Source organism: Cupriavidus sp. L7L (assembly GCF_004353535.1).
GTDB lineage: Bacteria > Pseudomonadota > Gammaproteobacteria > Burkholderiales > Burkholderiaceae > Cupriavidus > Cupriavidus oxalaticus_A.
Genome location: NZ_SMNY01000022.1, coordinates 20,125 through 45,543, shown reverse-complemented (window position 1 = coordinate 45,543; position 25,419 = coordinate 20,125). Strand labels below are relative to the sequence as shown.

The following is a 25,419-nucleotide window of genomic DNA, read 5'->3' as shown; positions in this document are numbered from 1 at the left end:
TGGGGTGAGGCGGCGGGAAAGCGAGGAGTTTACAGGCCGTCCCGGCTGATGGAAACGCCGGGCGCGGCCACGGCGGCGGGCGCCGGCATGGCGGTGGCGGGAAGCTGCGTGCCCGCGGCCGGCGGCGCCGGGGATGTGGCGGGACTGGCCGGGGTGGCCGGGGTGGCCGGGCTGGCGGCGTTGCTTGCCACCGGCGCCACGACCGGATCGGCTGCCGGCGTCACCGGCGCATCCGCCGGCGGCAGCGGGAAGCCGAGCGAGGCGATGCCACGGCTGCCGTCCGCATATTCCGCATACACCCAGTCGTTGTTCGCGCGCACCAGGCCGGCCGGGGCATCCGGCTGCGCCTCGGGGACGCCGGCCAGCCGCCCTTCCATGTACGCTGCCCACACCGGCAGCGCCGTGGTGGCGCCGAACTCATGCTCGCCCAGGCTGCGGTTGTCGTCGTAGCCCATCCACGCCACCGTGACCACGCCGCCGGCGTAGCCGGCGAACCAGCCGTCCATGACTTCGTTGGTGGTGCCGGTCTTGCCGGCCACGTCGTCGCGGCGCAGGTAGCGGCGCACGCCCGCGCCGGTGCCTTCGTCGACCACGCTGCGCAGCAGGCTGTCCATTACAAAGGCATTGCGCGCGCTGATCACGCGCGTCGGCGCCGCGGCGCCATTGGCGCTGGTGTGGCTTGCTTCAAACAGCACGTTGCCCTCGCTGTCGGTGATGCGCTCGATCAGGTAGGGCTCCACGCGCTGGCCGCCGTTGGCGAATACGCCGTAGGCCGCGGCCAGGCGCAGCGGCGAGGTGGTGCCGGTGCCCAGCGCCAGCGGCAGGTAGCGCGGCAGCCGCCTGGGCGAGAAGCCGAAGCGGCTGGCGAACTCCACCGCATAGGGGATGCCGATCGCCTGCAGCGTGCGGATTGCCGGCAGGTTGCGCGATTCGGCCAGCGCCTGGCGCACGGTGACGGGGCCGACAAAGCGGCCGTCGTCGTTGGTCGGCTGCCAGCGCGACGAATTGGCCAGCGGCGTATCGTTGATGACCGTGCCCGGCGACACGCCGCGTTCCAGCGCGGCGGCATAAACGAAGGGCTTGAAGGTCGAGCCCGGCTGCCGCAGCGCCTGCGTGGCGTGGTTGAAGCGGCTGGTCCCGAAGTCCGCGCCACCCACCATCGCCTCGATCGCGCCGGTACTGGCGTCGAGCGACACCAGCGCCGCCTGCGGCCCCTGCGCCAGCTCAGGCACGGCCTTGCGGTGGCGGCGCGCATAGCGCTGCAGTCCGCCGCTCACGGCATCGTGGGCCAGCGTCTGCCGCACCGACGACACCGTGGTGTAGACGTTCAGTCCGCGCGTGTAGGCCTCGTCGCCAAAGCGCTCGCGCGCCAGCTGGCGCGCCAGTTCGGCCACGTATTCGGCATGGCCGGCGAAGCTGCCCGGCGTTTCGCCGGAGATGGCCAGGCGCTCGGCGCGGGCCGCGCGGTAGTCGTCCTGGCTGATCATGCCCAGCGCCAGCATGCGGCCCAGCACGTATTCCTGGCGGCGCTTGGCGCGCGGCAGGTTGGCCACCGGGTTCATGGTCGACGGCGCCTTGGGCAGCCCCGCCAGTATCGCGCTCTCGGCCAGCGACAGCGCCGCCAGCGGCTTGCCGAAATACGCATGCGCCGCGCTGCCGAAGCCATAGGCATGCTCGCCCAGGTAGACCTGGTTCATGTACAGCTCGAGGATGCGGTCCTTGGGCAGCGACTGGTCGATGCGCCATGCCAGCAGCATTTCATACCACTTGCGCGCCAGCGTCTTCTCGCGCGACAGGTAGAAATTGCGCGCGACCTGCATGGTGATGGTCGACGCGCCCTGTGCGTAGCCCTGGCCGAGGTTGGCCAGCGCGGCGCGGAACAGCCCGGGGATGTCGACGCCCTCGTGCTGGTAGAAGTGGTCGTCCTCGGCCGCCAGCAGCGCCTGGACCATGCGCGGGGGAATCTGCTCGAAGGGGATGAATTCGCGGTGCTCGCTGCCGAATTCGCCGATCTGCACGTTGTCGCTGGTGTAGATCCGCAGCGGGACATCGGGGCGATAGTCGCGCAGGGCGTCGACCGGTGGAAGCTGCCGCAGGCTCAGCACCGCGGCAAAGCCGGCGAGCAGGCTGGCGGCCGCAGCCAGCGCCAGTATGGCGCCGCCTGCCTTGACTGCGATTTTTTTCATGCGCGCATTCTACCTGCTCCGCTACCTGCTCCGGGTCGCCGAACCGGCGGGGCGGTCATCGGGTGGCTGCCAGCGGCAGCGGGCTGCCGTCGTCGTCCCGCTCGGCGGGCGGGGCGATGGCGTCCGGCATGGCGTCCGGCACGGCATGGAGCGCCGGCGCGGTAGCGGCGGCGTTGTCCGGTTCCGGCTGCGCCGGCGCGGCTTCGGCCATGCGCAGCCGGGCCTCGCTGTGCTGGCGCGCGAACTCGAACAGCGACAGCCAGGTCTGCTGCTGTTCGATGATGGTGAAGTGGTCCGTGCCGGGCATGGTCTGCAGCGCGACCGGCCCGGGCCATGCTGCCATCAGCCGCTCCGAGCAGGCATGCGGCACGACCTCGTCCGACTCCGCCAGCAGCACCTTGGTGCTCTGCACGACCTTTTTGCAGTGCGAGATCGAATCGAAATGGTGGCGCATCAGCTGCCGCAGCGGCACCAGCGGGAAGCGCTTGCGCACCAGTTCCAGCAGCGAGTCGTAGGGCGTGATCAGCTGCAGGCTCTCGAATTCCTGCAGGTCGGCCAGCTGGATCGCGACGCCGGTGCCGAGGCTGCGCCCGACCACGTGCACGCGGGTGTCGGGAAACACGCGCCGGACATGCAGCAGGAACTGGCTGGCATCGGCGACGGCCCCTGCTTCGGACGGACGGCCGTCGGAATGGCCCAGCCCGCGGTAGTCATAGGTGGCGAAGGCCATGCCTGCCGGCAGCCAGCGTGCGAATTGCAGCGTTTCCAGCACATCCTCGCCGCGTCCGGGCAGGTAGAACAGCAGGTCGCCCACGCTGTCGCCGGGCGCCTGGTAGATGTAGCCACGCACCACCCCGCCGGGAATCCTGTGCGAATACGCGATGATGCCGTCCGGCAGGTCGCGCGGCGGACGCCGGCGCGCGTCGAACAGCAGGCGGTCCTGGTTCAGCGTCAGGTAGGTCCAGTAGCAGGCGAAGCCGCTGGCAGTCATCAGCGCGGCGGCCAGCGCGTGGCGGGTCTTGAATCGCATGGCAAGTCTTCAGGTGCGCGGCGGGCGTGGCGCCGGGGGGCGCCGGCCATGCCGCCCAAGCTGCGCAGCCTACCTCATTTTTGACAGGCGCGGCCGCGCGGCGCAAGCCGGGCCGCGCAGTTCTTGTACGATATGCCTCATACACGCACACGCGCGCCCACCCCCACCGGCATCCCGGCCGACGGCGCGCCCAGGGAGCAAACCACATGAGCGAGCAGAAAGACGAGCAGTTCCGCGCCGAAGAGGCGCAGGCCATGGAGCGCGTGGTCGCGGCCACGCGCCAGGTACAGGTGGCATTCACCGCGCTGCAGGGTCACTATCCGCCGCAAGGCAGCGGCAAGCCATCCAAGCTCGCGCTGCAGACCTTCGATGCGGCGCTGCAGGCGCTGGAAGACGCCCAGGCGGCGTTCGACGAGATCCTGAACGACCTGCTCGACGAAAAACGCTGACCCGGCGCCCTGGGCGGCGCGGATCCCGTACACGGCCAGTCCGCTGTGATAAGGTTGCCGGACAACAGCCGCCCGGCCTGCCGCAGCGTCCGCCTGCGCGGCCTGCACGATGTGTGCAAGGGGACGGCAAGGCAGCGGCCGCCACGCGAGCCGCCGGCCGCCACTGGAGACCCGCCGTCATGCACCGTGCCGCCCATCCCGCTGCAGATCCCGCCGCAGACCTAGCGCTTTCCGGCGTCCAGCGCCACGGCGCCGAAGCAGGCGCAAATCCGGATGACACCGATCGCGCCGCGCTGATCGCGCGCGCGCATGCGCGCTCGGCCGGCTTCGGGCTCGATGCCGGCCACGCGCCGGGCTACGAGGCCCTTGCCGCACGCGCCCTGGGAGAGCTGGTCGACGCCAGCCGCGACCTGTACCGCCACGCGCTGCCGGTGATGGAAACCCTGCACGCGCAGATCGCCAACACCGACAGCATGGTGCTGCTGACCGACAGCAGCGGCGTGATCCTGCACAGCCTGGGCGACGGCGATTTCGTCGCGCGCGCCCGCCGCGTGGCGCTGGCGCCGGGCGTGTCATGGTCAGAACCCAGCAAGGGCACCAACGCCATCGGCACCGCGCTGGCCGAGGCGCGCCCCACCATCGTCCACGCCGGCGAGCACTTCCTGCAGGCCAACCACCAGCTCACCTGCTCGTGCGCGCCGATTGCCGGCCCCACCGGCGAGATCCTGGGCGCGCTCGACGTCAGCGGCGACCACCGCGGCTTCCATCGCCACACCATGGCGCTGGTGCGGATGTCGGCGCAGATGATCGAGAACCACCTGTTCGCCAACCATTTCCCCGAAGCCGTGCTGGTGCGCTTCCATGCGCGGCCGGAATTCGTCGGCACGCTGTTCGAGGGCATGGCGGCATTCACGCCCGACGGCGCCTTCCTGGCCGCCAACCGCAGCGGGCTGTTCCAGCTCGGGCTGGCGCCGCACGCGCTGGCGCTGTCAGGCTTTGCCGAGCTGTTCGGCCAGCCGGTGCGCATGGCGATGCAGGCGCGCGCGGCCGGAACGCTGCACGTGCTGACGCTGCCCAGCCGCGTGCAGGTGTTCGCGCGCATCGAATACCGCGCCGTGCCGGTCAGCGTGCGCCAGCCGCTGCCGGACGAGCCGCTGCCGCCCGCGCTGGCCGCGCTCGACACCGGCGATGCCGCTGTGGCGGCGGTGCTGCGCCGCGTGCGCAAGGTCAGCGGCCGCGATATCCCGATCCTGGTCCAGGGCCGCACCGGCGCCGGCAAGGAGTGGCTGGCGCGCGCCATCCACGCCGCTTCGCCGCGCGCCAGGGGCCCCTTTGTCGCCGTCAATTGCGCCGCCATCCCCGAAACGCTGATCGAAGCCGAGCTGTTCGGCTATGAAGAAGGCGCCTTCACCGGCGCGCGCCGCCGCGGCTGCGCCGGCAAGCTGGCGCAGGCGCATGGCGGCACGCTGTTCCTCGATGAAATCGGCGACATGCCGCTGGCGCAGCAGGTGCGGCTGATGCGCGTGCTGCAGGAGCGCGCGGTGACGCCGCTGGGCGCGTCGCACGCGGTGCCGGTCGATGTGCGCGTGGTCTGCGCCACCCACCGCGACCTGCGCGCCATGATCGCCGACGGCACCTTCCGCGAAGACCTGTATTACCGCATCAATGCACTGGTGGTGACGCTGCCGGCGCTGTGCGAGCGCAGCGACCTGCCGGTGCTGGTGGAGCGGATCCTGCAACGGCAGCGGGAAGAGGCCGGGCCCGGATCACCGGTCCAGGTCAGCGCGCAGGTGCTGGCGTCGCTGCGCAGCCATCCGTGGCCGGGGAATATCCGGCAGCTCGCCAATGTGTTGCGCACGGCGGCGATACTGGCCGAGGGCGAGGCGGAGATCGGGTGCGAGCACCTGCCGGAGGGGTTTGAGCAGGAGTGCGGCGGGCCGGTGGAAGCGGCGCCGTCCGCGACCGCCGCGGCAGCACCTGCCTCACGTGAAAGCCATGGTCGCGACTTGCGTGGCTGGGAGGTCGGGGTCATCCGCGAGGCGCTGGCACGGCACAAGGGCAATGTCAGCCACGCTGCGCGCGAACTGGGTGTGTCGCGCAACACGATCTACAGGCGCTTGAAAGACCTGGGCGATACCTGAGACGCATCACGGAGCCGGCTGCGCCGCCAGCCACGCCGCCTCTTCATCGCTGAACAACTCCGACCGCGTCAGGAACCGCTGACCCGTCCGCCCCTCCAGCGAAAACATCCCGCCCGCGCCCGGCACCACGTCGATCACCAGCCGCGTGTGCTGCCAGTACTCGAACTGCGCGCGCGTCATGTAGAACGGCGCGCCGCCGATCTCGCCCAGCCGGACATCGGCCGGGCCGACCAGCAGCTCGCCGTCGGGGTAGCACATCGGCGCGCTGCCGTCGCAGCAGCCGCCGGACTGGTGGAACATCAGCGGGCCATGCCGCGCGGCCAGCTGCGCGATCAGCGCCAGCGCGGCGGGCGTTGCCACCACGCGGGCGACGGACGGGACGGCAGATGCGGAAGCCGGCATGACCCCACTCCTCGTCAGGCGTTGAAGTCCAGCACGACCCGGCCTTCGATCTTGCCGTCGCGCAGGCGCCCGAACACATTGTTGATGTCGTCGAGCTTCGCGGTGGACACCGTCGCCTTCACGTCGCCATGCGCGGCAAAGTCCAGCGATTCCTGCAGGTCGCTGCGCGTGCCGACGATCGAGCCGCGGATGGTGATGCCCTTGAGCACCACGTCGAAGATCGGCGTGCCGAACTCGCCCGGCGGCAGCCCGTTGAGCGCGATGGTGCCGCCGCGGCGCACCATGCCGATCGCCTGCGAAAATGCAATCGGCGACACCGCGGTGACCAGCACGCCATGCGCGCCGCCGATTTCCTTCTGCAGCCACGCGGCGGGATCGGTGGTGCGTGCGTTGACGGTGGCTTCGGCGCCGAGCTTGCGCGCCAGCGCGAGCTTGCCGTCATCGATATCGACCGCGGCCACGCGCAGACCCATGGCACGCGCGTACTGCACGGCCACGTGGCCGAGGCCGCCGATGCCGGAAATCACCACCCACTGGCCCGGCCGCGTATCGGTCACCTTCAGACCCTTGTAGACCGTCACGCCCGCGCACAGGATCGGCGCAATCTCTACAAAGCCGACCTTGTCGGGCAGCAGGCCCACGTAGTTGGGATCGGCGACGACATATTCGCCGTAGCCGCCGTTGACGGAATAGCCGGTGTTCTGCTGCTTCTCGCACAGCGTTTCCCAGCCTTGCAGGCAGTGTTCGCAATAGCCGCAGGCGCTGTAGAGCCAGGGCACGCCGACGCGGTCGCCTTCTTTCACGCGGGTCACGCCGCTGCCCACGGCGGAAACGTAGCCGACGCCTTCGTGGCCGGGGATAAAGGGCAGGGTGGGTTTGACCGGCCAGTCGCCGTCGGCGGCGTGCAGGTCGGTATGGCAGACACCGGAGGCCTCGATCTTTACCTGGATCTGGCCGGGGCCGGGTTGGGGAACAGGAACTTCGTCGATCGTGAGCGGCGCGCCGAATTCGCGCACCACGGCAGCTTTCATGGTTGCAGGCATCTCGACTCCTTCAATGACTCCTTGTCCGGGATGGCCCCGCGTCCGCGGGGCACAACCGGATCATGGCACGGGCAGGGCCGCAATAGGCGGCCATTGCGCCATGCCTTGAGCGTCGTCAGAAAAACCCGAGTGCGTTGGGGCTGTAGCTGACCAGCAGGTTCTTGGTCTGCTGGTAGTGGTCAAGCATCATGCGATGGTTCTCGCGGCCGATGCCGGACTGCTTGTATCCCCCGAATGCGGCATGCGCGGGATAAGCGTGGTAGCAGTTGGTCCACACGCGGCCCGCCTGGATGCCGCGGCCCATGCGGAATGCGCGCGCGCCGTCACGCGTCCACACGCCGGCGCCGAGGCCGTAGAGCGTGTCGTTGGCGATGGCGAGCGCCTCTTCCTCATCCTTGAAGGTAGTGACCGACACCACCGGCCCGAAGATCTCTTCCTGGAAGATGCGCATCTTGTTGTGCCCCGCGAACACGGTCGGCTTGACGTAGTAGCCACCCGCCAGGTCGCCGTCCAGCGCATTGCGCTCGCCGCCCGCCAGGCACTGCGCGCCTTCCTTGCGGCCCAGGTCGATGTACGACAGGATCTTCTCGAGCTGTTCCGCCGATGCCTGCGCACCGATCATGGTGCCCTTGTCGAGCGGATGGCCCTGGCGGATCGCCGCCACGCGCTTGAGCGCGCGTTCCATGAAGCGGTCGTAGATCGATTCCTGGATCAGCGCGCGCGACGGGCAGGTGCAGACCTCGCCCTGGTTCAGCGCGAACATGGCAAAGCCTTCGAGCGCCTTGTCGAAGTAAGCGTCGTCGGCGGCCAGCACGTCTTCGAAGAAGATGTTGGGCGACTTGCCGCCCAGCTCCAGCGTCACCGGGATGAGGTTCTGCGACGCGTATTGCATGATCAGCCGGCCGGTGGTGGTTTCGCCGGTGAAGGCCACCTTGCTGATGCGCGGGCTCGATGCCAGCGGCTTGCCCGCCTCCAGCCCGAAGCCATTGATCACGTTGACCACGCCGGGCGGCAGCAGGTCGCCGATCACCTCCATCAGCACCAGGATCGACGCGGGCGTCTGCTCGGCCGGCTTGAGCACTACGCAGTTGCCGGCGGCCAGCGCCGGCGCCAGCTTCCAGGTGGCCATCAGCAGCGGGAAGTTCCACGGGATGATCTGGCCGACCACGCCCAGCGGCTCATGGAAGTGGTAGGCGATAGTGTCGCCGTCGATCTCGGAGATGCCGCCTTCCTGCGAGCGGATGCAGCCGGCAAAGTAGCGGAAGTGGTCGACCGCCAGCGGCAGGTCGGCGGCGGTGGTCTCGCGCACGGGCTTGCCGTTGTCGATGGTCTCGGCCACCGCCAGCAGCGTCAGGTTGGCCTCGATGCGGTCGGCGATGCGGTTCAGGATGTTGGCGCGCTCGGTGGTGGAGGTGCGTCCCCATGCCGCCCTGGCGGCGTGCGCGGCATCGAGCGCGGCATCGACGTCCTGCTGGTTGGAGCGCGGCACGCGCGTGAACGGCTTGCCGGTGATCGGCGTGACCGACTCGAAGTACTCGCCGCCGGCGGGCGGCACCCACTGGCCGCCGATGTAGTTCTCGTACTGCTGCTTGTAGGGGTTGCTGACGCCCAGCTGGGCGATTTCCGCCATGTTCATGTCTCGCTCCGTTCGATGATCTGTGTCGTGTCGCCACGGCCAGGGCCGTGCGCAGGCAGGCAGATCGCAAGAGCTGTGCCGGAGTGCGTAGAGGCGGAAAAGCGAGGGAAATTGAGAGGAATGGCCGCGGAGAGCGGCCAGGAATGTGTCACGCGCTGGAGGCGGTGTGCCAGCGCGTGACAGCGGGTGTTCCAGATTGGAGCACTTGGTGAACTGACGCCGCTAGGCGACCGGGTTGGCGCTTGCCACCACCCCTCGCAAACGCTCTCCCGCAAGCGGGAGAGGGAGAAAACACGCGGGATGGTCACCGCCCTCGCGAACGGTGCGTCGCTTGCAGGTATTTTCCGCGCGGCCCGATGCTCAACCCTTAGGTCGCTCAGATGCCGGATCGTAGGGCGCGCGCAGGTGTACGCGTGCCGGCAGCAGCGCGCCGGCCAGGTCCACGTGATACGTGCCGGCTTCCAGCCAGGCCGCATCGGCCGGCCCATCCTCGCGCGCCAGCAAGGCCATGCCGACCGGGCAGCCCAGCGTATGGCCGAACGCGGCGGAACTGAGCGATCCCACTGCGCGCACGCTGCCGTCGGGGCCGGTGCGCAGTACCGCCTCGCCGCCCCACAGCATGGCATCGCTGGCGCCATCCACCGTGACGACCACCATGCGCCGCGTGAGACCGCCCGCCCGCCGCAATCGCAGCAGCGCTTGCCGGCCGCGGAAGTCGATGCCGCTGGCCAGCTTGCAGGCGAACGACAGTCCCGCCTCGAACGGGTTGACCGACGGCGACAGCTCGCGGCCCCAGGCGCGGTAGCCCTTTTCCAGCCGCAGCGATTCAATCGCGTAGTAGCCGGCATTGATGAGCCCGAGGGTGCGCCCGGCTTCGTGCAGGGTCTCGTAGACGCCCACGGCGAATTCCACCGGCACGTACAGTTCCCAGCCCAGCTCGCCCACGTAGGTCAGGCGGGTCGCGCGCACGGTGGCATAGCCGAGATCGATCTCGCGCGAACTGCCGAAGGGAAAGCCTTCGTTGGAGAAGTCCGCGCGCGACACCTTCCGCAGCAGCTCGCGCGAGCGCGGCCCCATCACCGCCAGCACCGCGTACTGGCCGGTGATGTCGACGATCACGCAGCGCTTCTCACTTCAATGCGCTTTCGCGTCGCCCTGCGAAACGCCTAAATCCTTGAATACAAGCTGCAAATGCCGTGTGAAAGCTGATCTGCGGCAAACTTAATTGCGTTTCGGCCGCCATGGGCTAGTGTGTAGCCATCCCGCCGCTTGCTGCTGCCCTGCACAAAGGCGCCGGGTGAGGCATTTGGGCCCGTGACGCGCGATGCTTGTCGCTGCGCTGCCGGCGCCGGGGGAGGGAAAGATGTCTCCGAAGCAAGAATTCGCGCCTGCCGGCATCGCGCAGGCAGGGGAGGACGGCGTCATGCCGGACGGCGAGGACCCCGGCGGGTTGCTGGGATCCAGCCAGGTGTTCCGGGAGGCGATGGCGGTGGTGGCCCGGCTGGCCCGCGTCGACGTGCCCGTGCTGATCCTGGGCGAGACCGGCACCGGCAAGGAGCTGGTGGCGCGCAGCCTGCACTATCGCGGCGGGCGCCGCGACCGGCCCTTCGTCCCCGTGGATTGCGGCGCGTTGCCCGAAACGCTGTTCGAAGGCGAACTCTTCGGCCACGTGCGCGGCGCCTATACCGATGCGCGCCGCGATGCCGCCGGCCTGGTCGCGCAGGCAGAAGGGGGCACGCTCTTCTTCGACGAAATCCATGCGCTGTCCCTGCGCAGCCAGGCGTCGCTGCTGCGCTTCCTGCAGGACTTCCGCTACCGGCCGCTGGGTGCCCCGCACAGCCGCAAGGCCGACGTGCGCATCGTCGCCGCCACCAACCGCGAGCTGAAGCAGGGCGCCCAGGATGGCTGGTTCCGCGAAGACCTGCTCTATCGGCTCAACGTGGCCAACGTGCGCATGCCCAGCCTGAGGGAGCGCCCCGAAGACATCCCGCCGCTGGTCGAGCTGTTTGCGTCGCGCTTCTGTGCCCGCTATGGCTGGCCCGGCTGCCGGTTCGACCAGGCCTCGCTGGCGTGGATGCTGGCACAGCCGTGGCGGGGCAACGTGCGTGAGCTGGAGAACTTCGTGCAGCGCTGCCTGCTGTCGTGCGACGGGCGCGTGGTGCATGCCGAAGGCTGCCCGGCGACGCACTGCACGGTCGACCTGGCCAGCGAGGCTGCGCCCGGCATGCAGCCATTCAAGGAGGCGCGCGACCAGGCCCTGGCGGCATTCGAGGCGGCCTACCTGCGCTCGGCGCTGGCGCGCAGCCACGGCAACGTGTCAGCGGCGGCGCGTGAGGCGGGCAAGGAGCGACGGGTCTTCGGAAGGTTGCTGAAGAAGCACGGCATCGATCGGGCCGAGTTCTCCTAGCCGGCTTGCAGGCGCGCTTGCGATACGCCGATTCAGGGGGCCGATTCAGGGGGCCGATTCAGGGGGCCGATTCAGGCCAGCTCGTGTTCGGCGGTGGCAAGCAGCGTGCCGAGCGGGATGCGCGGCAGTGCGTGGATCGCGTCGTATGCGAGCGCGAACGGGTCAAGCCTGGCCCCGGCCGGCACCGGCGCGTCCATGCCGGTGACCACAAAGGCAAGATAGAAGCGCTGCTGCGGATTGTCCTGCACCGTGAGCTGGCCGCCGTGGCGGGCCATCACGTAGTGCGCCAGGTAAAGGCCGAGCCGGTTCAGCAGCCAGGTGCGCGCGTCGTCCGTCGCCGCCTGCAGGTCGGTGCGATCGACAAAGGCCGCGAGCCGCGCGAACTGGCCCTGCGGGTCGTCCGACAGGGCGCTGTGGGGCACGATGCCGGCGACCTGCGCGAGTTCGTCCAGCATGTCGCGCTGGCGCGCCTTGAGCGTGTCCAGCCAGGCGCGGCGGGCGGCCAGCGAAGGGAGGGGTTGGGCGGGCTCGGTCAAAAGCTGTACTCGATAAAGACGATGCCCTCGTCCCGCAGCGCCTGCCGCAACGCTGCAGAGGGCGGGGCGTCGGTGAACATCCAGCGTGGATCATAGCCCGGGACGTTGTTGCGCAGCCAGACATCGCGCTGGATCTGTTCGCGGATGCGGTCGGTGAGTTCGACCTGGTTCGGAATCCCGCCGCGCTGTCCGGGCACGCCGATCCAGCGCGTGTACGATTTTGCCTCGCCCGCCAGCACGCCGCCGCCGGCCTGCGGCACGGGTACGTCCACGTAGCGCCCGCCGGTATTCGGCACCGGGAAGTGCTGTTGTCCCGGCGCGCCGTACACTTGCTGCAGGTATGTCTCGCGCTCTTGCCACAGCATGGGCTGGCGCATGCGGCTGATTTCGTCCCAGGTGTACGTGGTGGCATTGCCCGGCCCGAGCATCAGCGGCTCGCGCGGCGGCGGCGTGATCAGCACACGGCTGGCCTGGCCGGTGCCGAGCGACAGCGGGCCGGTGGTCGACAAGGGCGACGCCGGCGCAAACGGCACCAGCGCCTGCGGACCGACCGGAACCAGGGCGGTGCTGGCGGCACCCGCTTCGCTGCCGGCGCCCAGCATCAGCGGAGCGCTGCCCGTGGTACCCGGCGCCGGCGCGACCAGGGACGGTGTGCCCGCCGGCACCAGCGCGGTACTGGCCGCGCCGGTTTCGCTACCCGCGCCCAGCAGCAGCGGCGCCGGGCCCGCTGCCCGCGACGGCACCGTGGCGGTGGCGGCGACCCGCATGCCGCCGCCTTCGAGCAGCTGGTACAGCGTCGCGGTTTCGCCGCGCACCATGATCACCAGGTCGGGGCGGGAGGCGACGGTCACGAACATGGAGCCATCCTCGCCGATCGTGATGACGTACTCGCCACGCTCGATGGTGCGGGCCGCGGTGGTGCCGCGGGCGGCCAGCGCGGTGGTGCCTTCCGCCAGCGGAGCCGCGCGCGGCAGGGCGGCGCCCATGCGGAAGGCTCCGCTGAATATGCCCAGGTAGCCGGTGGCCACGCTGATGAAGCCGCCGAGCACCATCGCGTTGCCGGCCCGCTGCTGCTCGGGCGTGAAGACGTCATGCGCGCCGGTGGCCAGCGCGTAGGCGGAGCCTATGCGCATCGATTCCTGGCCCTTCTGCACGCCATAGACGCCAAGCGAGATTTCCAGCGCGGCGAAGAAGGCGATGCCGGCGGCCGAGGTCGGCGGGAAGATGGCGAGCAGCAGCGCCAGCGCCGACAGCGCGGCCACGACGACCGACTCGACTTTCTCCCAGAACGCGTTGCGGTCCATCTCATCCTGGATGGCGGTGCGGACCTCGGTGTCGGCGAGCGGCAGCAGGCTCCTGATGACGGGGCCGAAATGCTCGTAGCCGACCTCGTTCGCGCGGATCTTGCTGATCAGCTCGTCGTAGTTGCCGCGGCGCGTGGTGATGGCCGACAGGATCTGATCGCGTATCTCCCGCGCGGTGCCGGTGCGCAACGTGCCGAGCATGCCCTCCGGCAGCACCTTGTAGCCCTCCGGCCCCAGTGCCTGCATGATCGGCCCGACCCGGGCCAGCGCTTGCCGGGTCGCCGCGGGATCGGGAAACATCTGGTGCAGCTCGGCTTCGGCCGAGCCGGCCGGCGGGCGGTACAGGCTCGGCCGCGCGGCGCCGCTGGCCGCCTGCGGCGTTGCCGTGCCGGTGGCGGGGGCCGGGGTGAGCCCGTAGAGCGCACCCAGGTCCGGCAGGGCGGACCGGCCGGCCAGCATGTCGAAGCGCGACGGCGGGCGCACTCCCGCGCGCAGTTCGGTGGGGGTTGCCCAACTGCCAAAGCTGAGCGCCTCGCGCTCGGTCCGCGAGGCGGAGATTTGGGTTTCCAGGTGGCACCCCGTGCAGGCCCGGAACTCGCCGAACGCCTGCCTCGCGCGCAGTTCGCGCATCAGCGGGTCGCGCATTTCCTGCAGCTCGAAATAGGGGCGCGACGCGCCGGATTGTGTCATGCCCATCGCCGCCAGGTCTTCGCTGGGAATGATTTCGTCCACCAGTTCCGACCACATGCCGAGATTGCGCTTGTTCGCCAGCAACCGGTGGATGGCCGTGGTCTTCACCAGTTCCTTGAAGGACGACACGCGCTCGTCCAGCGGGCCGGTCAGGTTCAGTACGGTCGGGTTGGCCGGGTCTGGTGGCGCCACGCACATCTGCGGCGCGGCCGGGGCTTCGGCCTGGCAGACCTGGGGTTCGTCGGCAGATGGCGCCAGGCTCAGCGGAGAAGAGGCCTGTGCCGCGGACGAAGCGGAGGACTGCTGCGGATCCCGGCGCAGCGTCGGCTCTGCCCGCGCGCCACGGCCGTCCTGCAGCACGTGCGCGAGTTCGTGCCCGAGCAGCCGCTTGCCATCGCTGGTGTGCGGCCGGTACTGGCCGGCGCCGAAGGCGATGTGCGATCCAAGGGCGAAGGCACGGGCGTCCAGTTGCGCCGCGCTGGCGGCGGCCTCGGCATTGTCGTGGATGCTGACATCGGACAGGTCGGCCTGGTAGCGCGCCTCGAAGAAGCTGCGCTCGTTGTCGCCGAGGCGGCGCGCATGGCCCAGCGACAGGTTGGATGAACCGGCAGGCAGGCCGTGGCCGCGCGGCTTGCGGCGCACGGTGCCATGCGCCGCGGCCTGGCAATGGGGGCACGGCGGCAGGCCGGCCGCGCAGGTGCAGCCGGCGGGCCTGGCGACGGGATTGGAGGCCAGCGCGGCATCGGCCATGCGGTCGGCTTCGGCTTCTTCGGGGTCGCCGGGTGCGCCCACCGCGTGCTTGGCGCGGATCTCGCCACGCGCGCAGAGGTCCTGCAAGGCCAGGTTGCCAAGCTGCGCGGCGCCGGCAAGCCGGGTGCCGGCGGGGTCGGCGCCCTCGCCCGGCTGGCGCCCGGCATTGGCGGACTTCCCGGCGCGGTCGGTGCCGGCGGTGTCGGCGGTGCGGTCAGCGTGGGCTCGGGTCTGCATGGCGTTCGCCGGCGGCTCAGGCGCACCGGGTGGCGGAGCAGGTCAGGTGGAGTTCCACGTCCTGGTCCGTAACTTTGGAATCCAGGATCGTATCGAGGCTGGGCGGCGTAAAGCCCTCTGGCTTGTCCTCGACCGATTTCACTTCCCAGCTGCCATCCTGCTTCTTCAGGTAGGTGACGTCGACGTCCTGGATAAAGCCCAGCGGATCCAGCGGATCCTTGTACTGCCAGCTCACCACCAGCGTTTCACCGGGACGCTTGGCGTTCGCCTTGCCGCGGACGTTGGCGCGCCACACGGGCATGTTGAGCGGCCCGACATCGCCGTAGCGCTCCATGAAGTCGCCGCGCAGGAAGCTGCCGAGCCTGACGTACCACGGCTGGTCGGCGTAGGCCAGCGGGCCCACCGGCGCGTAACCCTTGGTTTCCAGGTCGCGCGCCATCTTCTTCTGCCGGCCGATGATCTGCGCGGCGAACATCGCGATGTTGAAGGTGCCCGCCCCCCAGCTGGCATAGGGGCCGGCCTTGCTCTGCGGCGCTGGCGTCTTGACCACCACCTCGACCTTGTTGCCCGCGCCGAAGGCGCCGTAGCTTTGCGCGTCGGTCGCCAGCCGGGCCAGCTGCGCCTGCTGCTGCGGCGTCGGCGCGACCTCCAGTTCGATATGGAGGATGCGCCGTTGCGGCGTGCCCTGGTGTTCGATGCGGAACCATTCGTTGCCGATCTTCTCGCTGCGCCCGGTGCCGGGCTCGAAGTTGGCGAGCTTTTCCAGCCCCTTGCTCAGCTCCTTGTACATCGTGTCGGGCCGCTGATAGAAGTCCATCGAGTTCTTCATGGTCTTGAGCTGGATCAGCGCGCCGCCCTCGATGCTGGCGCTCTGCCCGGAGAAGGGCAGGCCCTGCCGCCCGAGTCCGGTGATCGGCATGGCGGTGCCGCCCTCGATGAAATCCACGCCGGGAAAGTTGCGCGGCAGCTTGACCGCGCCCGGATAGTTGTTGACCAGCACCATGTCTTCCGCCGGCAGGCCACGCAGGTTGCCCGCGTTCCAGTTGACCAGCGGGTTGCGCGGCGTGCCGCCGCCGGGGAACAGCAGCGGCACATGGCTGAGCAGGCTGGCCTGGGCGGGAAAGATCACGCGGTCCCCCCAGCCCGGCATCTTGCGGTCCGCGGCCTTGGTCAGCGCGTCGAGCTGTTCGGGGCCCAGCTGGGCGGTGCGTGCCGCGATGTCCGCGTCGTTGAAGCCGTTGAGCAGCAGCGCGGCATCCTCCCAGTTGCCCTTGGCGACGGCGTTGTCGTAGTCCTGCCGCAACTGGCGGATGCGGTCCTGCTCAATGTCGGCAAAGGCCATGTTCTCGATCGGATCGGTGACCCGCTTCGACCAGCCGCGCATGCCCCTGGCGGCGCCGTTGCGCAGCAGCTCGCGGTCCTTGCGCGAGAGCTCGCCGAGCAGCATGCCGATGTCTTCGTCACTGAAGCCGTTGAGCAGCACGGCGGCCTCTTCCCAGCGGCCGGCGCGCACGGCTGCGCGGAAGCGCGCGATCAGGTCGTCGCGGCTCGAGGTCCGGTTTTCGTCGCGCAGGATGCCGCCGTGGCCGGGGACGGCGATGGCAGGCGCGGCGCCCTGCGCCACCCGGGCGGCCTCCTGCTCCTGCGCGCTGTCGGCCGGGGCCACTTCGCCATGGCTGGGGAGATCGCCGCCGCGGTGCTGGCCGACGTGGCTCAGCTCGTGCACGAGCAGCCGGTTGCCTGCCGTCGAGCCCGGCTCGAACTGGCGCTCGCCGAAGGCAACGTGGCGGCCGGCCGTGAAGGCGCGGGCGCGCAGGGCCAGCGCCATCGCGGCGGCCTCGGGGCCGGTGTGCAGCAGGGCCTGCCGGGCCGGCTCCCGCACCGCGGCGGGCAGGCGTTCGCGCTCGCCGGCATCCAGCCTGCGCGCGGGCAGGGCGGCGAGCCTGCCGAGCATGGCGGCGACATCGTGGCCGGCCGTGGTCCCGGTCCTGGTTCCAGTCCCGGGCCGGTAGCGTTGGGCGGCCTGGTTGTCGAGTCGCGCTGGTGCGCCGCCGCCGGGCCGGTGGTGCTGCCGGCCAAGTTCTTTCGGCGGTTCGCCCGCGGGCCGTTGCCGCCAGGCATGGCGGGCATAGTGCGCCATGGCCGTCGCCGCGCCTCAGGCGCGCCCCCGCTCGATGGTGTCCTGGTAGGCGCGGAAGCGCGCCGCCGTGCCAGGGTCGCCATGCTTGGTCTGGCGCCGCGACAGTGCCCGCATCAGTTGCGCCATGCCGACCGTGCTGCCTTCGCCCGCGGCGAGCAGGGCCGCTTCCAGCGCAATGGCCTGGATGTCGCCGCCGGTCAGCTCGAACTGCCCGGCGACGAACGCATAGTCGATGTCGCCCGCCAGCGGCACGCCCGGCGGGAACATGCCGCGCCACAACTGCTCGCGCAGCGCCGCGTTGGGCCGCCCGAACTCGACGGTATAGTGCATGCGCCGCGCAAAGGCAGGGTCGAGGTTCTTGGGCAGGTTGCTGGCCAGGATCACCACGCCGTCGTGCGTTTCCATGCGCTGCAGCAGGTAGGCCACCTCGATATTGGCGTAGCGGTCGTGCGCGTCCCTGACCTCGGCGCGCTTGCCGAGCAGGGCGTCGGCCTCGTCGAACAGCAGGATCGCGTCGGCATCCTGCGCCGCGCTGAAGATGCGCTCCAGGTTTTTCTCGGTCTCGCCGATGTACTTCGACACCACGCTGGCCAGGTCGACGCGGAACAGGTCCAGCCCGGCGTGGTTGGCCAGCACCGAGGCGGCCATGGTCTTGCCGGTGCCGGAGGCGCCGGCGAACAGCAGCATCAGTCCCGCGCTGCGGCCGGTGCGGCCCTGCATGTTCCAGTCGCGGAACACCTGCTCGCGGCAGGCGATGGCGGCGGCGATTTCATGCAGCAGCTGCAGCGTGGTGGCGGGCAGCACCAGTTGCGGCCAGCGGTGCGGGCGCGTGGCCAGCTCGGCCACCTGTGCCAGCCCCTGCGCGGCGAGCTGGCGCGCGGCGCGGTCGAGGGCCTCGTGGCCGCTGGCGATGGCCGGGTCGGCCGCCCACAATGCCTGCGCGGCGCGCACCGCCTGCCGGATGCGGGTGCCGGACAGCGAGAAGCGGGCGGCGAGCGTGTCGGCCAGGCTCGCGGCCGGCTGTCCCGCATCGGCCAGCCGGGCGTCGCGGATGGCATCGGCCCATTCCCGCGCGCGCTCGGCGCCGGTGGCGGCCGGCAGCGTGAAGGTGGTCAGCGGCAGGCGCGACAGCGCGGGCAGGGGGCGCCAGTTCGGCGGCACCAGCCACAGCACGTCGAGGCCGCCGTCGAGCGTGCGCCGCAGCGCGGCGGCCAGGCGTTCGTCCGCGGCGGCGTCGCGGCTGGTGCCGGCGGCATCATGCAGCACCAGCGCGGCGTGCGCGAGCCGGGCGGCCAGCAGCGGCGATGTGCCGGCCAGCAGGGCGTGCGGCGCCAGGTGCAGCGCGTGGCGGCCGCGGCGGGCCAGCAGGCGGCGCGCCCAGCCGGCCTGGCGTTCGGGGTCGTCGCTGCGGCAGGCGATCAACTCGCTGCAGGCGGTTGGCGCGCCGACGGCGTCGGCTACGGCTTCCAGCCAGGGTTCGTCCGCGTCTGCCGTCTCCTGCGCGGCGGGCGGGATGCCGAGCAGGAATTGCGCGACCGGCGGCGCCAGCGCCAGGCTTTGCCCGAGCGTGCTGCGTTGTTTGTCACTGTCGGCCAGCACCAGGATGCCGGCCGCGGCCAGCGCGCGGACGCGGCCGCGCAGCGCGGCGGCGTCATGCGGGACCACGTCGGCGCCGAGCAGCCGGCACACCATGTCGACGGTGGCGACCTTGCGCGCGATGTCGTTGTTCAGGTAGGCGTAGAGCGTTTCGTAGCGCAGGTCGAGTTCAGGCGCGAGCACCACGAACAGCAACTCCAGATCGTCCGGCGCCAGCGCCAGCCGCTCGCCCAGCAGCGCCAGCGGCGAGCCCGCGTTGAAATGCTCGCGCCACTGCGCGGCCTGGCGCGTCAGCGCGCCGGCGGGATCGGCATCGGGTTGGCCGAGCTGCCCGGCCTGCTGGCGCAGCAGCGCATCGACCTGGCGGTCGGAGATGTAGAGGCCGCGCAGTTCGTCGAGCGACAGTTCGTAGCGTGCGCGCAGGCGCAGGATCTCGCGCTCGACCAGGCAGTCCAGCCACAGCCGTTCGTTGCCGAAGGGATGCGCCTGCGGCCATGGCGCCGGCATCGGTGCTTGCCGGCCACCGGCGATGAGCGGGTCGAGATCGCGGCGCATGCGTTCACTCCGTGCAGTGCAGGCTCAGCTCGCGCCGGCCCGGCCAGGCCACGCGCAGCCGCGCCATGCCGTTCAGGCTCATCAGCACGTGCAGCGGCGGGCGCCGCAGCGAGAGGGTCCAGGCGGTCCCGGTTGCGGCGCCGGCACCGCCGCGGTGGGCCTCGCCGCGTGTATCGAGCACGTTGGCGAACAGGTACGGCAAGGTGCAACAGGCCGCGCCCGGAATGCGGAAGGCGATGCGCCGCAGCGCGGCCTGCGCCAGCGTGGCGAAGATGTCCCGCCAGGCCGGCGGCAGCGCCGCCAGCACCGGGCTGGCACCCAGCAGCGCACGATCCTGGCGCAGCAACCGTGTCAGGCGCAGCCGCATGGCGAACGGCAGCGGCGCGGACTCGGCCAGGCCAGCCGGTGGCGTCGCGGCATGCAGGCGGCAGGCGCTGCCGGGTTCGATCCATACTTCGGTGCGGATCGCGCCGGCTGGCACCCGCAGCCGCGCGACGCCGGTGAAGGCACAGCGGCGCAACGAGGCGGCGAGTGCCAGGGCCGGCGCTTCGGCGTCCGTGGCGGCCAGCCAGTCGTGCAGCGCTGGCAGTGAAAAGGCTGGCGCCACCTGCAGGAAGGTGCGCCAGAACGGGTCGCGCCACACCCGTTCGCCACGATGGCCGGCGGCGATCGCCAGCGCCAGCAGCGCGGCAACGTCGCGCGCGCTGCCGGCCCCGGCCGGCGGCGCGGGCAGTGCGCTGGCCCAGCCGCCGTCGAACAGGTCATGCAGGGCAGGCAGCAGCCACGCGAGGCCGCCGAATGGCGCGTCAAGCGGTTCCGCAGCGGCATCGGGTGTGGACGACGCGCGCTCTTGCTGCACCTGCCTGGCCTGCGCCGCCAGCGATGCCATTGCCGCACGCACAGGCTGCGGCGTGGTGGCGAGCAGCACCAGCCAGTCGGGATCCGTGGCGCAGGCAGGTTTGCCATCGATGACGCCGTGCGCGGCAAGACGCGCCAGCACGGTGGCAGGCATGTCCTCAGGCATCGACAGCAACGCCGCCAGCCAGCACAGCGCGCCGATGCCAGCCGGCTGCGCCGCGCCGCCATGCGCGAGCAGCCACAGTGCCAGCAGCGCGGGCGCGACGCGGCCGGGCGACGCCTGCCGCCATGCGCTGGCGGCAGGCTCCAACGGGCCCACGTCGGTGGCCTCGCTCTCCTGTTCGTGCCAGCGGGACAGGATGCGCACCGCCTCGCGCTCGCCCAGCGCCGCCAGCAGCATGGGCCAGCTTGCCCTGTCCAGCAGCGCCAGCGTGGCGCGTCCCGTGGCGGCGTCTTCCGTCAGCAGGGTGCGGATGGCCGCGCCCGCCGGCAGCATGCGCAGGCCGGCGAAGCGGTGGAAGAGCCAGCTGTCCCAGCCGTCGCCGCGCAGCAGCCGTTCGATAAAGCGCGCATGGTAAGCCGCGCGCGAGGGCATCCTGATGGCGTCGCCGGCTGGATCCGCCAGCGCGCGCGCAAAGGCCAGCGCCAGCTGGCGCGACCAGTGCCGCACGATCTGCCCGGCGGGGCACGCGGTATCGATCTCGCAGGCGATCTCCAGCCGCGGCAGCAGCACCACGGCGTCGTCATCCAGCCCGAGTGCGTCGAGCTGATCCGCCAGCGCCTGCGCCAGCTGCGGCGCCAGCGCGTCGAGCTGGTGGCCGAGCGCGGCCGGCGCGGGGTGCGCGGCAGGCACCGCATATGCGTTGTGCCACTGGCGGATGCGCAGGTGGGCCATGGCTAAGCCTGCGCAGTGACGGCCGCTGCAGGCGGCTGCGCATCGACGGCCAGCAGTTCTTCCAGCACCTGCGCGGCGCCGCCGATGCGCAGCAGCTGCTCGCGCAACGTGGCGGCGCGCGCCTCGGCCTCGGCCAGCAGGCGCTGGCCCGCGCTGTATTCGCCGCGCAGCGTGGCCAGGCGCGCCTGCAGCAGGCTGCGTTCGATGGGCGCGGCGGATGCCGCGGGCGCATTGGCGGTGGCGTGGTCCATGGCGGCTCCTTTCAGGTGCGGGGCCCGTAGGCGACGAAGTGGAAGGCGTTGTCGACGAAGCTGCCTTCCGACGGCGGCGTGACGTCGCGGGCGATCAGCGTGAAGCCGCCGGGGCCGACGTTGCGCACGGTGCAGACCTGGTCGTCGTTGGCCGAGTCGACCAGGCTGGCGACGATGACCGGCGTCGCGGTGAAGGCCGGCGCGAAGCTCACGGTGTACTGGCCTGTGCCGGTGCGCGTCACGCTCCACCCTGTGCCGGCGGAGCCGCCACCCGCGCTGGCCTGCCCGGCCACGATGCGCATCTCGGCCAGGCCGCCCACCGCGAAGTAGTCGCCGTTGTCGCCGAGCCGGATCGCGCCGCGCACTTCCAGCGTGCTGGCGGGCGCAGCGGTGCCCAGGCCCATGCGCCCGGCCGGGGTCACGGTCAGCTTGTCGCCGTTGCTCCACAGCCGCGCATTGCCGCCGCTGGCGTACCAGACCCAGCGCTCGCCGTTGCCGGGGTTGCCGATAAAGGCGCCGGTCTCGCGGTTCTCGAACGAAAACCCGGCGCCGCCGCCGCCGCTGTGGATCTCGCTGCCGAGCACGTGCAGCGTGCGCGACGGCGTCAGCGTGCCGATGCCGACGCTGCCGCCGAACAATGCCAGGTCGGACGAGTTGCCACGGGCCTGGCCGATCCAGCTGGAGAATTGCGCGGCCGCCTCGTTACCGTTGCCGACCTGCTGGAACTGCACCCGGGGCGGATCGTCGAAGTCGCTCAGCACCAGCAGCGGCGCCAGTTGCGGGCCGTACTGGAACCAGGCCTGGCCGGCATCGGGGGCGGTGCTGCTGCCCATCTGCAGCCACTTGCCGTTGCCCACCGCATTGCCCTGCGGCGACGGCACGCCCTGGATGTCGAGCCGTGCGCCCGGCGTCAGCGTGCCGATGCCGACGTTGCCGCTGGCCGCCTCGATAAACAGGTTGCTCAGCGTCGGATCCGACTGGGTCACGTTCAGGCCGTTCTTTGCCGGGCCCATGTTGATCTGCCACGCCAGCGCGCCGCCGGTGCCTTCCAGCCCGACCAGGCCGCCATTGGCCGCGAGCGCGCGTATTGTCAGCGGCAAGGCCAGCGCCTTGTCGGTGCTGCCGATGCCGACACGGCCGTCGTGCTGGATCGCCACGCCGGCGGTATAGCTGAATCCGATCGCGCAGGGATCGGTGCCGGTCGGGGTGGCGGCGCCGAGGGTGAGCCGGGTCGGGCCGGCGCTGCCTTGCGGCTGGCCCAGCAGCACCCGCAGGTCGACCCCGTCGACGGCACTGGGCGCGGCGCGCTGGAGCGCGGTGACGGTGCCCTGTGCCAGGTAGTCGGTGCCGCCGGCATCGACCCACTCGGCGCGCGTGCCGTAGTAGCGCAGGTGGCCGCGCGCGCGTGTGTCGGCGTCGAGCCAGACCGGTTCGCGGAAGTGCGGCGTGTCGGGGTCGCTGGCGCAGAACACCAGGTCGGCGGCGGCGGGCTGGTCGGCCTCGCACAGTTGCTCGACCGGCGTGGCGCCCGCGCGCGGGATCCAGCGCCCGCGCAGCCGCAGCAGGCCGCCGGTGCCGTGCAGCGCCTCGCCGATCCAGCCGGAATGCCGGCGGAACAGGCGCGACTGGGTGGCGCTGGCGGGCGTCGGTTTCTGTAGCGTGCCGCCTTGCCACAGCACGCGCCCGACCGGGATCAGCCACAGGCTGGGATCGTCGTCGCCGGGAAAGCGCTGCGCCGGCACCGAACCATCCGGCGCGATCGGCTGCAGCGGCAGCAGCGCGCCCGGCGCCTCGCGCGCGTCGCCGTAGCTGTCGTCGCCCAGCGCCACGCCGCCCTGGCGGGTCTCGATGGTCTTGCGCTCGCCGACCTCGACCAGGAAGGACTCCGCCACGCGGGCATAGGCATCGGTGGCGCCGCACACCTCGAAGCCGGGGCGCACGCCCTGGCCGGCGGCCTCGTCATAGCGGATCCATACGTTGACCAGCCCGGCCGGCTGACCCGCGAACAGGCCGGCGTCGAGCGGGAAGGGCTCGGCCACCACGATGGCGCGGCCATAGCCGTCGGTGGCCAGCCCCGGCGTCAGGTAAGCCTCGACCGCGCCCTGCGGCGAATCCTGGTAGACCAGCTCGATGCCGGAGGCGATGCCCCAGCTGTGGCTGCCCAGGTGGTGGCGCGCCAGCTGTGTGCTGAAGTAGCGCAGCAGCGCCTGCAGGTCCTCGGCGCCGAGATACTGGCCCTCGAAGAAGCGCGGACGCTCGGCAAATTCGGTGGTCATGGCGCACTCCTCCTAGCCGGGTTTGCGGCCGCCGCGCTTGGTGGCAGGCGCGGGCTTGGGCGCAGGTCTGGCCGCTGCCTTGAGCCGTTCGATCTCGGCGGCCTGCGCCTTGACGCTGTCGCGCAACGCGTCCATGTCGGCGCGCAGGATGGCCATGGCATCGGGGGCGGCCGTCTCCGGCGCTGCCCCGGCAAAGGCCGTGGCGCGCAGCGACAGGCCCAGCGCGGCGTCGAGCAGCGGTGCGATCGCGGCCGCGACGCTCGGACGCATCAGTTGGTTGGCGATCACGAACTGGGGCAGGTTGGCCGTCTCCGCGGGGGACAGCCGGTCCCGGCCATTGCCGGGGCTGCCGGGCCCCATCATGCTCTCGGCCAGCGTGCTGAACTCCAGCGTCTTGCCGGTGCGCGCCAGCGCGGCGCGCAGCAGCCCGGTGGCGCCGGCGATGCGTTCGGGTTCGGCCACGGCCGGGTTCAGCAGGTCGTTGGCGCGCTGGTAGGCCGCATCGGCCAGCTTGATGTCGGCGTTGCCGCTGCCGCTGCCGCTGCCGTTGCCGTTGCCGTTGCCATTGCCGTTGCCATTCCCGGCCGCGTTGTCAGGCGCCATGTTCGGGGCTACATCGGGCGCCACCTCCGCGCGCATCGCGAAGAGCCCGGGCTGCGCGCCCGCCGCGCTGTCCTGCAGGCGGTTGTCGGGCAGGATGCCGCCGATATCGAAGCAGCACAGGTTCTCCAGCAACTGCCGCAACTGCTTCCCGAATGGCAGGATGCCGAGCCAGTACTGCAGCGACGGGAAGGTGGTGGCGAACTTGCGGTGCACGGTCCAGTTGCACACGCGCAGCACGCGGCAGGACTGGGCGCCGCAGCCGCCGGCGACATGCAGCGACGCCAGCGGCACGCGCACCTCGCGCGTCGGCGCCGGGCACGGCGGCAGCAGCGCCGAGCAGAAGCAGGCGAGCATGGCGTCCAGCCACACGATCATCAGCAGCACCACCGCCAGGTAGATGGCGCCCGCATTGGCGAGCGTGCCTGCGGCGGGGTAGGAGATGGCATTGAACTGTGCCATCAGGTCGCAGTTGTAGCTGCCGTGGCTGCCGAAATAGCGCCGCAGCTGCATGCGCGCCGCGCCGAGCCACTGGTACCACGCCAGCGCTTCGGCGGCGGTGGCGGGGACCTTGAGCGCGCCGGGCAGCTTGGGCATCTGCGTGACCAGCAGCTCGACGCAGCAGCGGAAGCGCTGCATCAGTTCGGAGTCCGGGTTGAAGGCCTGGTTGTTGCCAGCCGCGCCCCCGACGGTACTGTCGCTGGTCCCGACCGGGTCCGGGGCCTTGTCGGGCGGCTTGCGGTAGACCTCGAAGGCAAAGCCCTCGCAGATCACGGTGGGCTCGCACTGCACCGGCGCGCCGCGCGGCCTGGCCAGCGTGGCGCCGTTGCAGCCGCACTTCATGCCGCCGCAGGCACCGCCACAGCCGCACTTGCCGCCATTGCCGCCGCAGGCACAGCTGTTGGCGGTGCAGTCCGGCGCCGGGCGCAGCGGCTTGACCCCGCGCGCTGGCGCCTCGGCGTAGCGGATCGCCAGGATCCACTCCTCCTCGCCGGCATCGCACTGCTGCGGCGGCGGATGCTTCATCGGCTCGCACTGCTGCCAGCGGTGCTCCGCGTCCTTGCAGCGGCGGATCAGCTCGCACACATCGACGCTGACCGCCTCGCACACCACGATGTCGTCGCCGCAGGGGCTGAGCGCATAGCCGCAGCCGACCGCGACGCCGTCGCCGCACGGGTTGCAGGTGACTTCCAGCCCGTTGACCACGCCCCAGCCGTGCAGCTGCCGGTTGTGCAGCCGGTGCTTGCCGCGGATATAGCCGTCGAGCCGGTTGAGGTCGTCGGCGGTCAGCACCTGGCCGGCGAAGAAGCGCGGCCGGCACAGGCATTCCAGCATGCCGCAAGTGCCGCAGACGCAGGGTTCGGGCGGGCAGGCGGTGGGGCTCTGCCCCTGCCGTTTGCGATAGAGGTCGTTCACGGTGTTCATGGCCTGGTGCTC

General features: G+C 71.1%; 16 protein-coding genes and 1 pseudogene. 3 read left to right on the top strand and 14 right to left on the bottom strand.

Annotation, left to right across the window (positions count from 1 at the left end; translation table 11 throughout):
• Positions 1-29: 29 nt before the first annotated feature.
• Positions 30-2,186, bottom strand: a complete 2,157-nt coding sequence (locus E1J61_RS19670; RefSeq protein ID WP_133095708.1) for a penicillin-binding protein 1A — start codon at positions 2,184-2,186, stop codon at positions 30-32.
• A gap of 55 nt (positions 2,187-2,241) precedes the next feature.
• On the bottom strand, positions 2,242-3,216 hold the full coding sequence (locus tag E1J61_RS19665; protein WP_133095707.1) for an alpha/beta hydrolase: 975 nt from the start codon (positions 3,214-3,216) through the stop codon (positions 2,242-2,244).
• A gap of 206 nt (positions 3,217-3,422) precedes the next feature.
• Here E1J61_RS19665 and E1J61_RS19660 point away from each other — a divergent pair, with 206 nt between their 5' ends.
• Together E1J61_RS19660 and E1J61_RS19655 are read left to right on the top strand one after the other, a co-directional pair.
• On the top strand, positions 3,423-3,665 hold the full coding sequence (locus E1J61_RS19660; RefSeq protein WP_133095706.1) for a hypothetical protein: 243 nt from the start codon (positions 3,423-3,425) through the stop codon (positions 3,663-3,665).
• 179 nt (positions 3,666-3,844) lie between these two features.
• Positions 3,845-5,806: a sigma-54-dependent Fis family transcriptional regulator gene (locus tag E1J61_RS19655; RefSeq protein ID WP_133095705.1), complete on the top strand. Its 1,962-nt coding sequence runs from the start codon at positions 3,845-3,847 to the stop codon at positions 5,804-5,806.
• A gap of 6 nt (positions 5,807-5,812) precedes the next feature.
• On the opposite strand, the gene E1J61_RS19650 is transcribed toward E1J61_RS19655, so the two are convergent.
• The 4 genes and pseudogenes from E1J61_RS19650 to E1J61_RS19635 form a co-directional block, all read right to left on the bottom strand.
• Positions 5,813-6,208, bottom strand: coding sequence for a DUF779 domain-containing protein (locus E1J61_RS19650; protein WP_133095704.1), 396 nt, complete (start codon positions 6,206-6,208; stop codon positions 5,813-5,815).
• 14 nt (positions 6,209-6,222) lie between these two features.
• On the bottom strand, positions 6,223-7,251 hold the full coding sequence (adhP, locus tag E1J61_RS19645; RefSeq protein WP_133095703.1) for an alcohol dehydrogenase AdhP: 1,029 nt from the start codon (positions 7,249-7,251) through the stop codon (positions 6,223-6,225).
• A gap of 115 nt (positions 7,252-7,366) precedes the next feature.
• The gene (gene adh / locus E1J61_RS19640) at positions 7,367-8,887 is read right to left on the bottom strand and encodes an aldehyde dehydrogenase (protein WP_133095702.1); all 1,521 of its coding nucleotides are present in this window, start codon (positions 8,885-8,887) and stop codon (positions 7,367-7,369) included.
• A 360-nt stretch (positions 8,888-9,247) separates the two neighbouring features.
• Positions 9,248-10,018, bottom strand: a pseudogene (locus E1J61_RS19635) (aminomethyltransferase family protein); the annotation flags it as partial.
• Between the two features lie 232 nt (positions 10,019-10,250).
• On the opposite strand from E1J61_RS19635, the gene E1J61_RS19630 reads away from it, so the two are divergent.
• The gene (locus tag E1J61_RS19630) at positions 10,251-11,294 is read left to right on the top strand and encodes a sigma-54-dependent Fis family transcriptional regulator (RefSeq protein ID WP_243736927.1); all 1,044 of its coding nucleotides are present in this window, start codon (positions 10,251-10,253) and stop codon (positions 11,292-11,294) included.
• A 71-nt stretch (positions 11,295-11,365) separates the two neighbouring features.
• On the opposite strand, the gene E1J61_RS19625 is transcribed toward E1J61_RS19630, so the two are convergent.
• Genes E1J61_RS19625 through E1J61_RS19590 form a run of 8 tightly spaced genes read right to left on the bottom strand, consistent with a single transcriptional unit; the run spans position 11,366 to position 25,407 of the window.
• A complete protein-coding gene (locus E1J61_RS19625; protein WP_133095701.1) occupies positions 11,366-11,830 on the bottom strand; it encodes a hypothetical protein in 465 nt (154 codons plus the stop codon).
• The gene (locus E1J61_RS19620) at positions 11,827-14,811 is read right to left on the bottom strand and encodes a DUF4157 domain-containing protein (protein WP_133095700.1); all 2,985 of its coding nucleotides are present in this window, start codon (positions 14,809-14,811) and stop codon (positions 11,827-11,829) included. The genes E1J61_RS19625 and E1J61_RS19620 overlap by 4 nt, the downstream gene beginning before the upstream one ends.
• Before the next feature lie 16 nt (positions 14,812-14,827).
• Complete coding sequence (locus E1J61_RS19615) at positions 14,828-16,951, bottom strand: DUF4157 domain-containing protein (protein WP_133095699.1); 2,124 nt, start codon at positions 16,949-16,951, stop codon at positions 14,828-14,830.
• Positions 16,952-16,966: 15 nt separating this feature from the next.
• Complete coding sequence (locus E1J61_RS19610; RefSeq protein WP_133095698.1) at positions 16,967-19,102, bottom strand: ATP-binding protein; 2,136 nt, start codon at positions 19,100-19,102, stop codon at positions 16,967-16,969.
• Positions 19,103-19,106: 4 nt separating this feature from the next.
• The gene (locus tag E1J61_RS19605) at positions 19,107-20,855 is read right to left on the bottom strand and encodes a hypothetical protein (RefSeq protein ID WP_133095697.1); all 1,749 of its coding nucleotides are present in this window, start codon (positions 20,853-20,855) and stop codon (positions 19,107-19,109) included.
• A 2-nt stretch (positions 20,856-20,857) separates the two neighbouring features.
• Positions 20,858-21,106: a hypothetical protein gene (locus E1J61_RS19600; protein ID WP_133095696.1), complete on the bottom strand. Its 249-nt coding sequence runs from the start codon at positions 21,104-21,106 to the stop codon at positions 20,858-20,860.
• Positions 21,107-21,117: 11 nt separating this feature from the next.
• Positions 21,118-23,382 carry a hypothetical protein gene (locus E1J61_RS19595; protein ID WP_133095695.1) on the bottom strand — a complete coding sequence of 755 codons (2,265 nt, stop codon included), beginning with the start codon at positions 23,380-23,382 and terminating at the stop codon, positions 21,118-21,120.
• A gap of 12 nt (positions 23,383-23,394) precedes the next feature.
• On the bottom strand, positions 23,395-25,407 hold the full coding sequence (locus tag E1J61_RS19590; RefSeq protein WP_133095694.1) for a hypothetical protein: 2,013 nt from the start codon (positions 25,405-25,407) through the stop codon (positions 23,395-23,397).
• Positions 25,408-25,419: the final 12 nt, after the last annotated feature.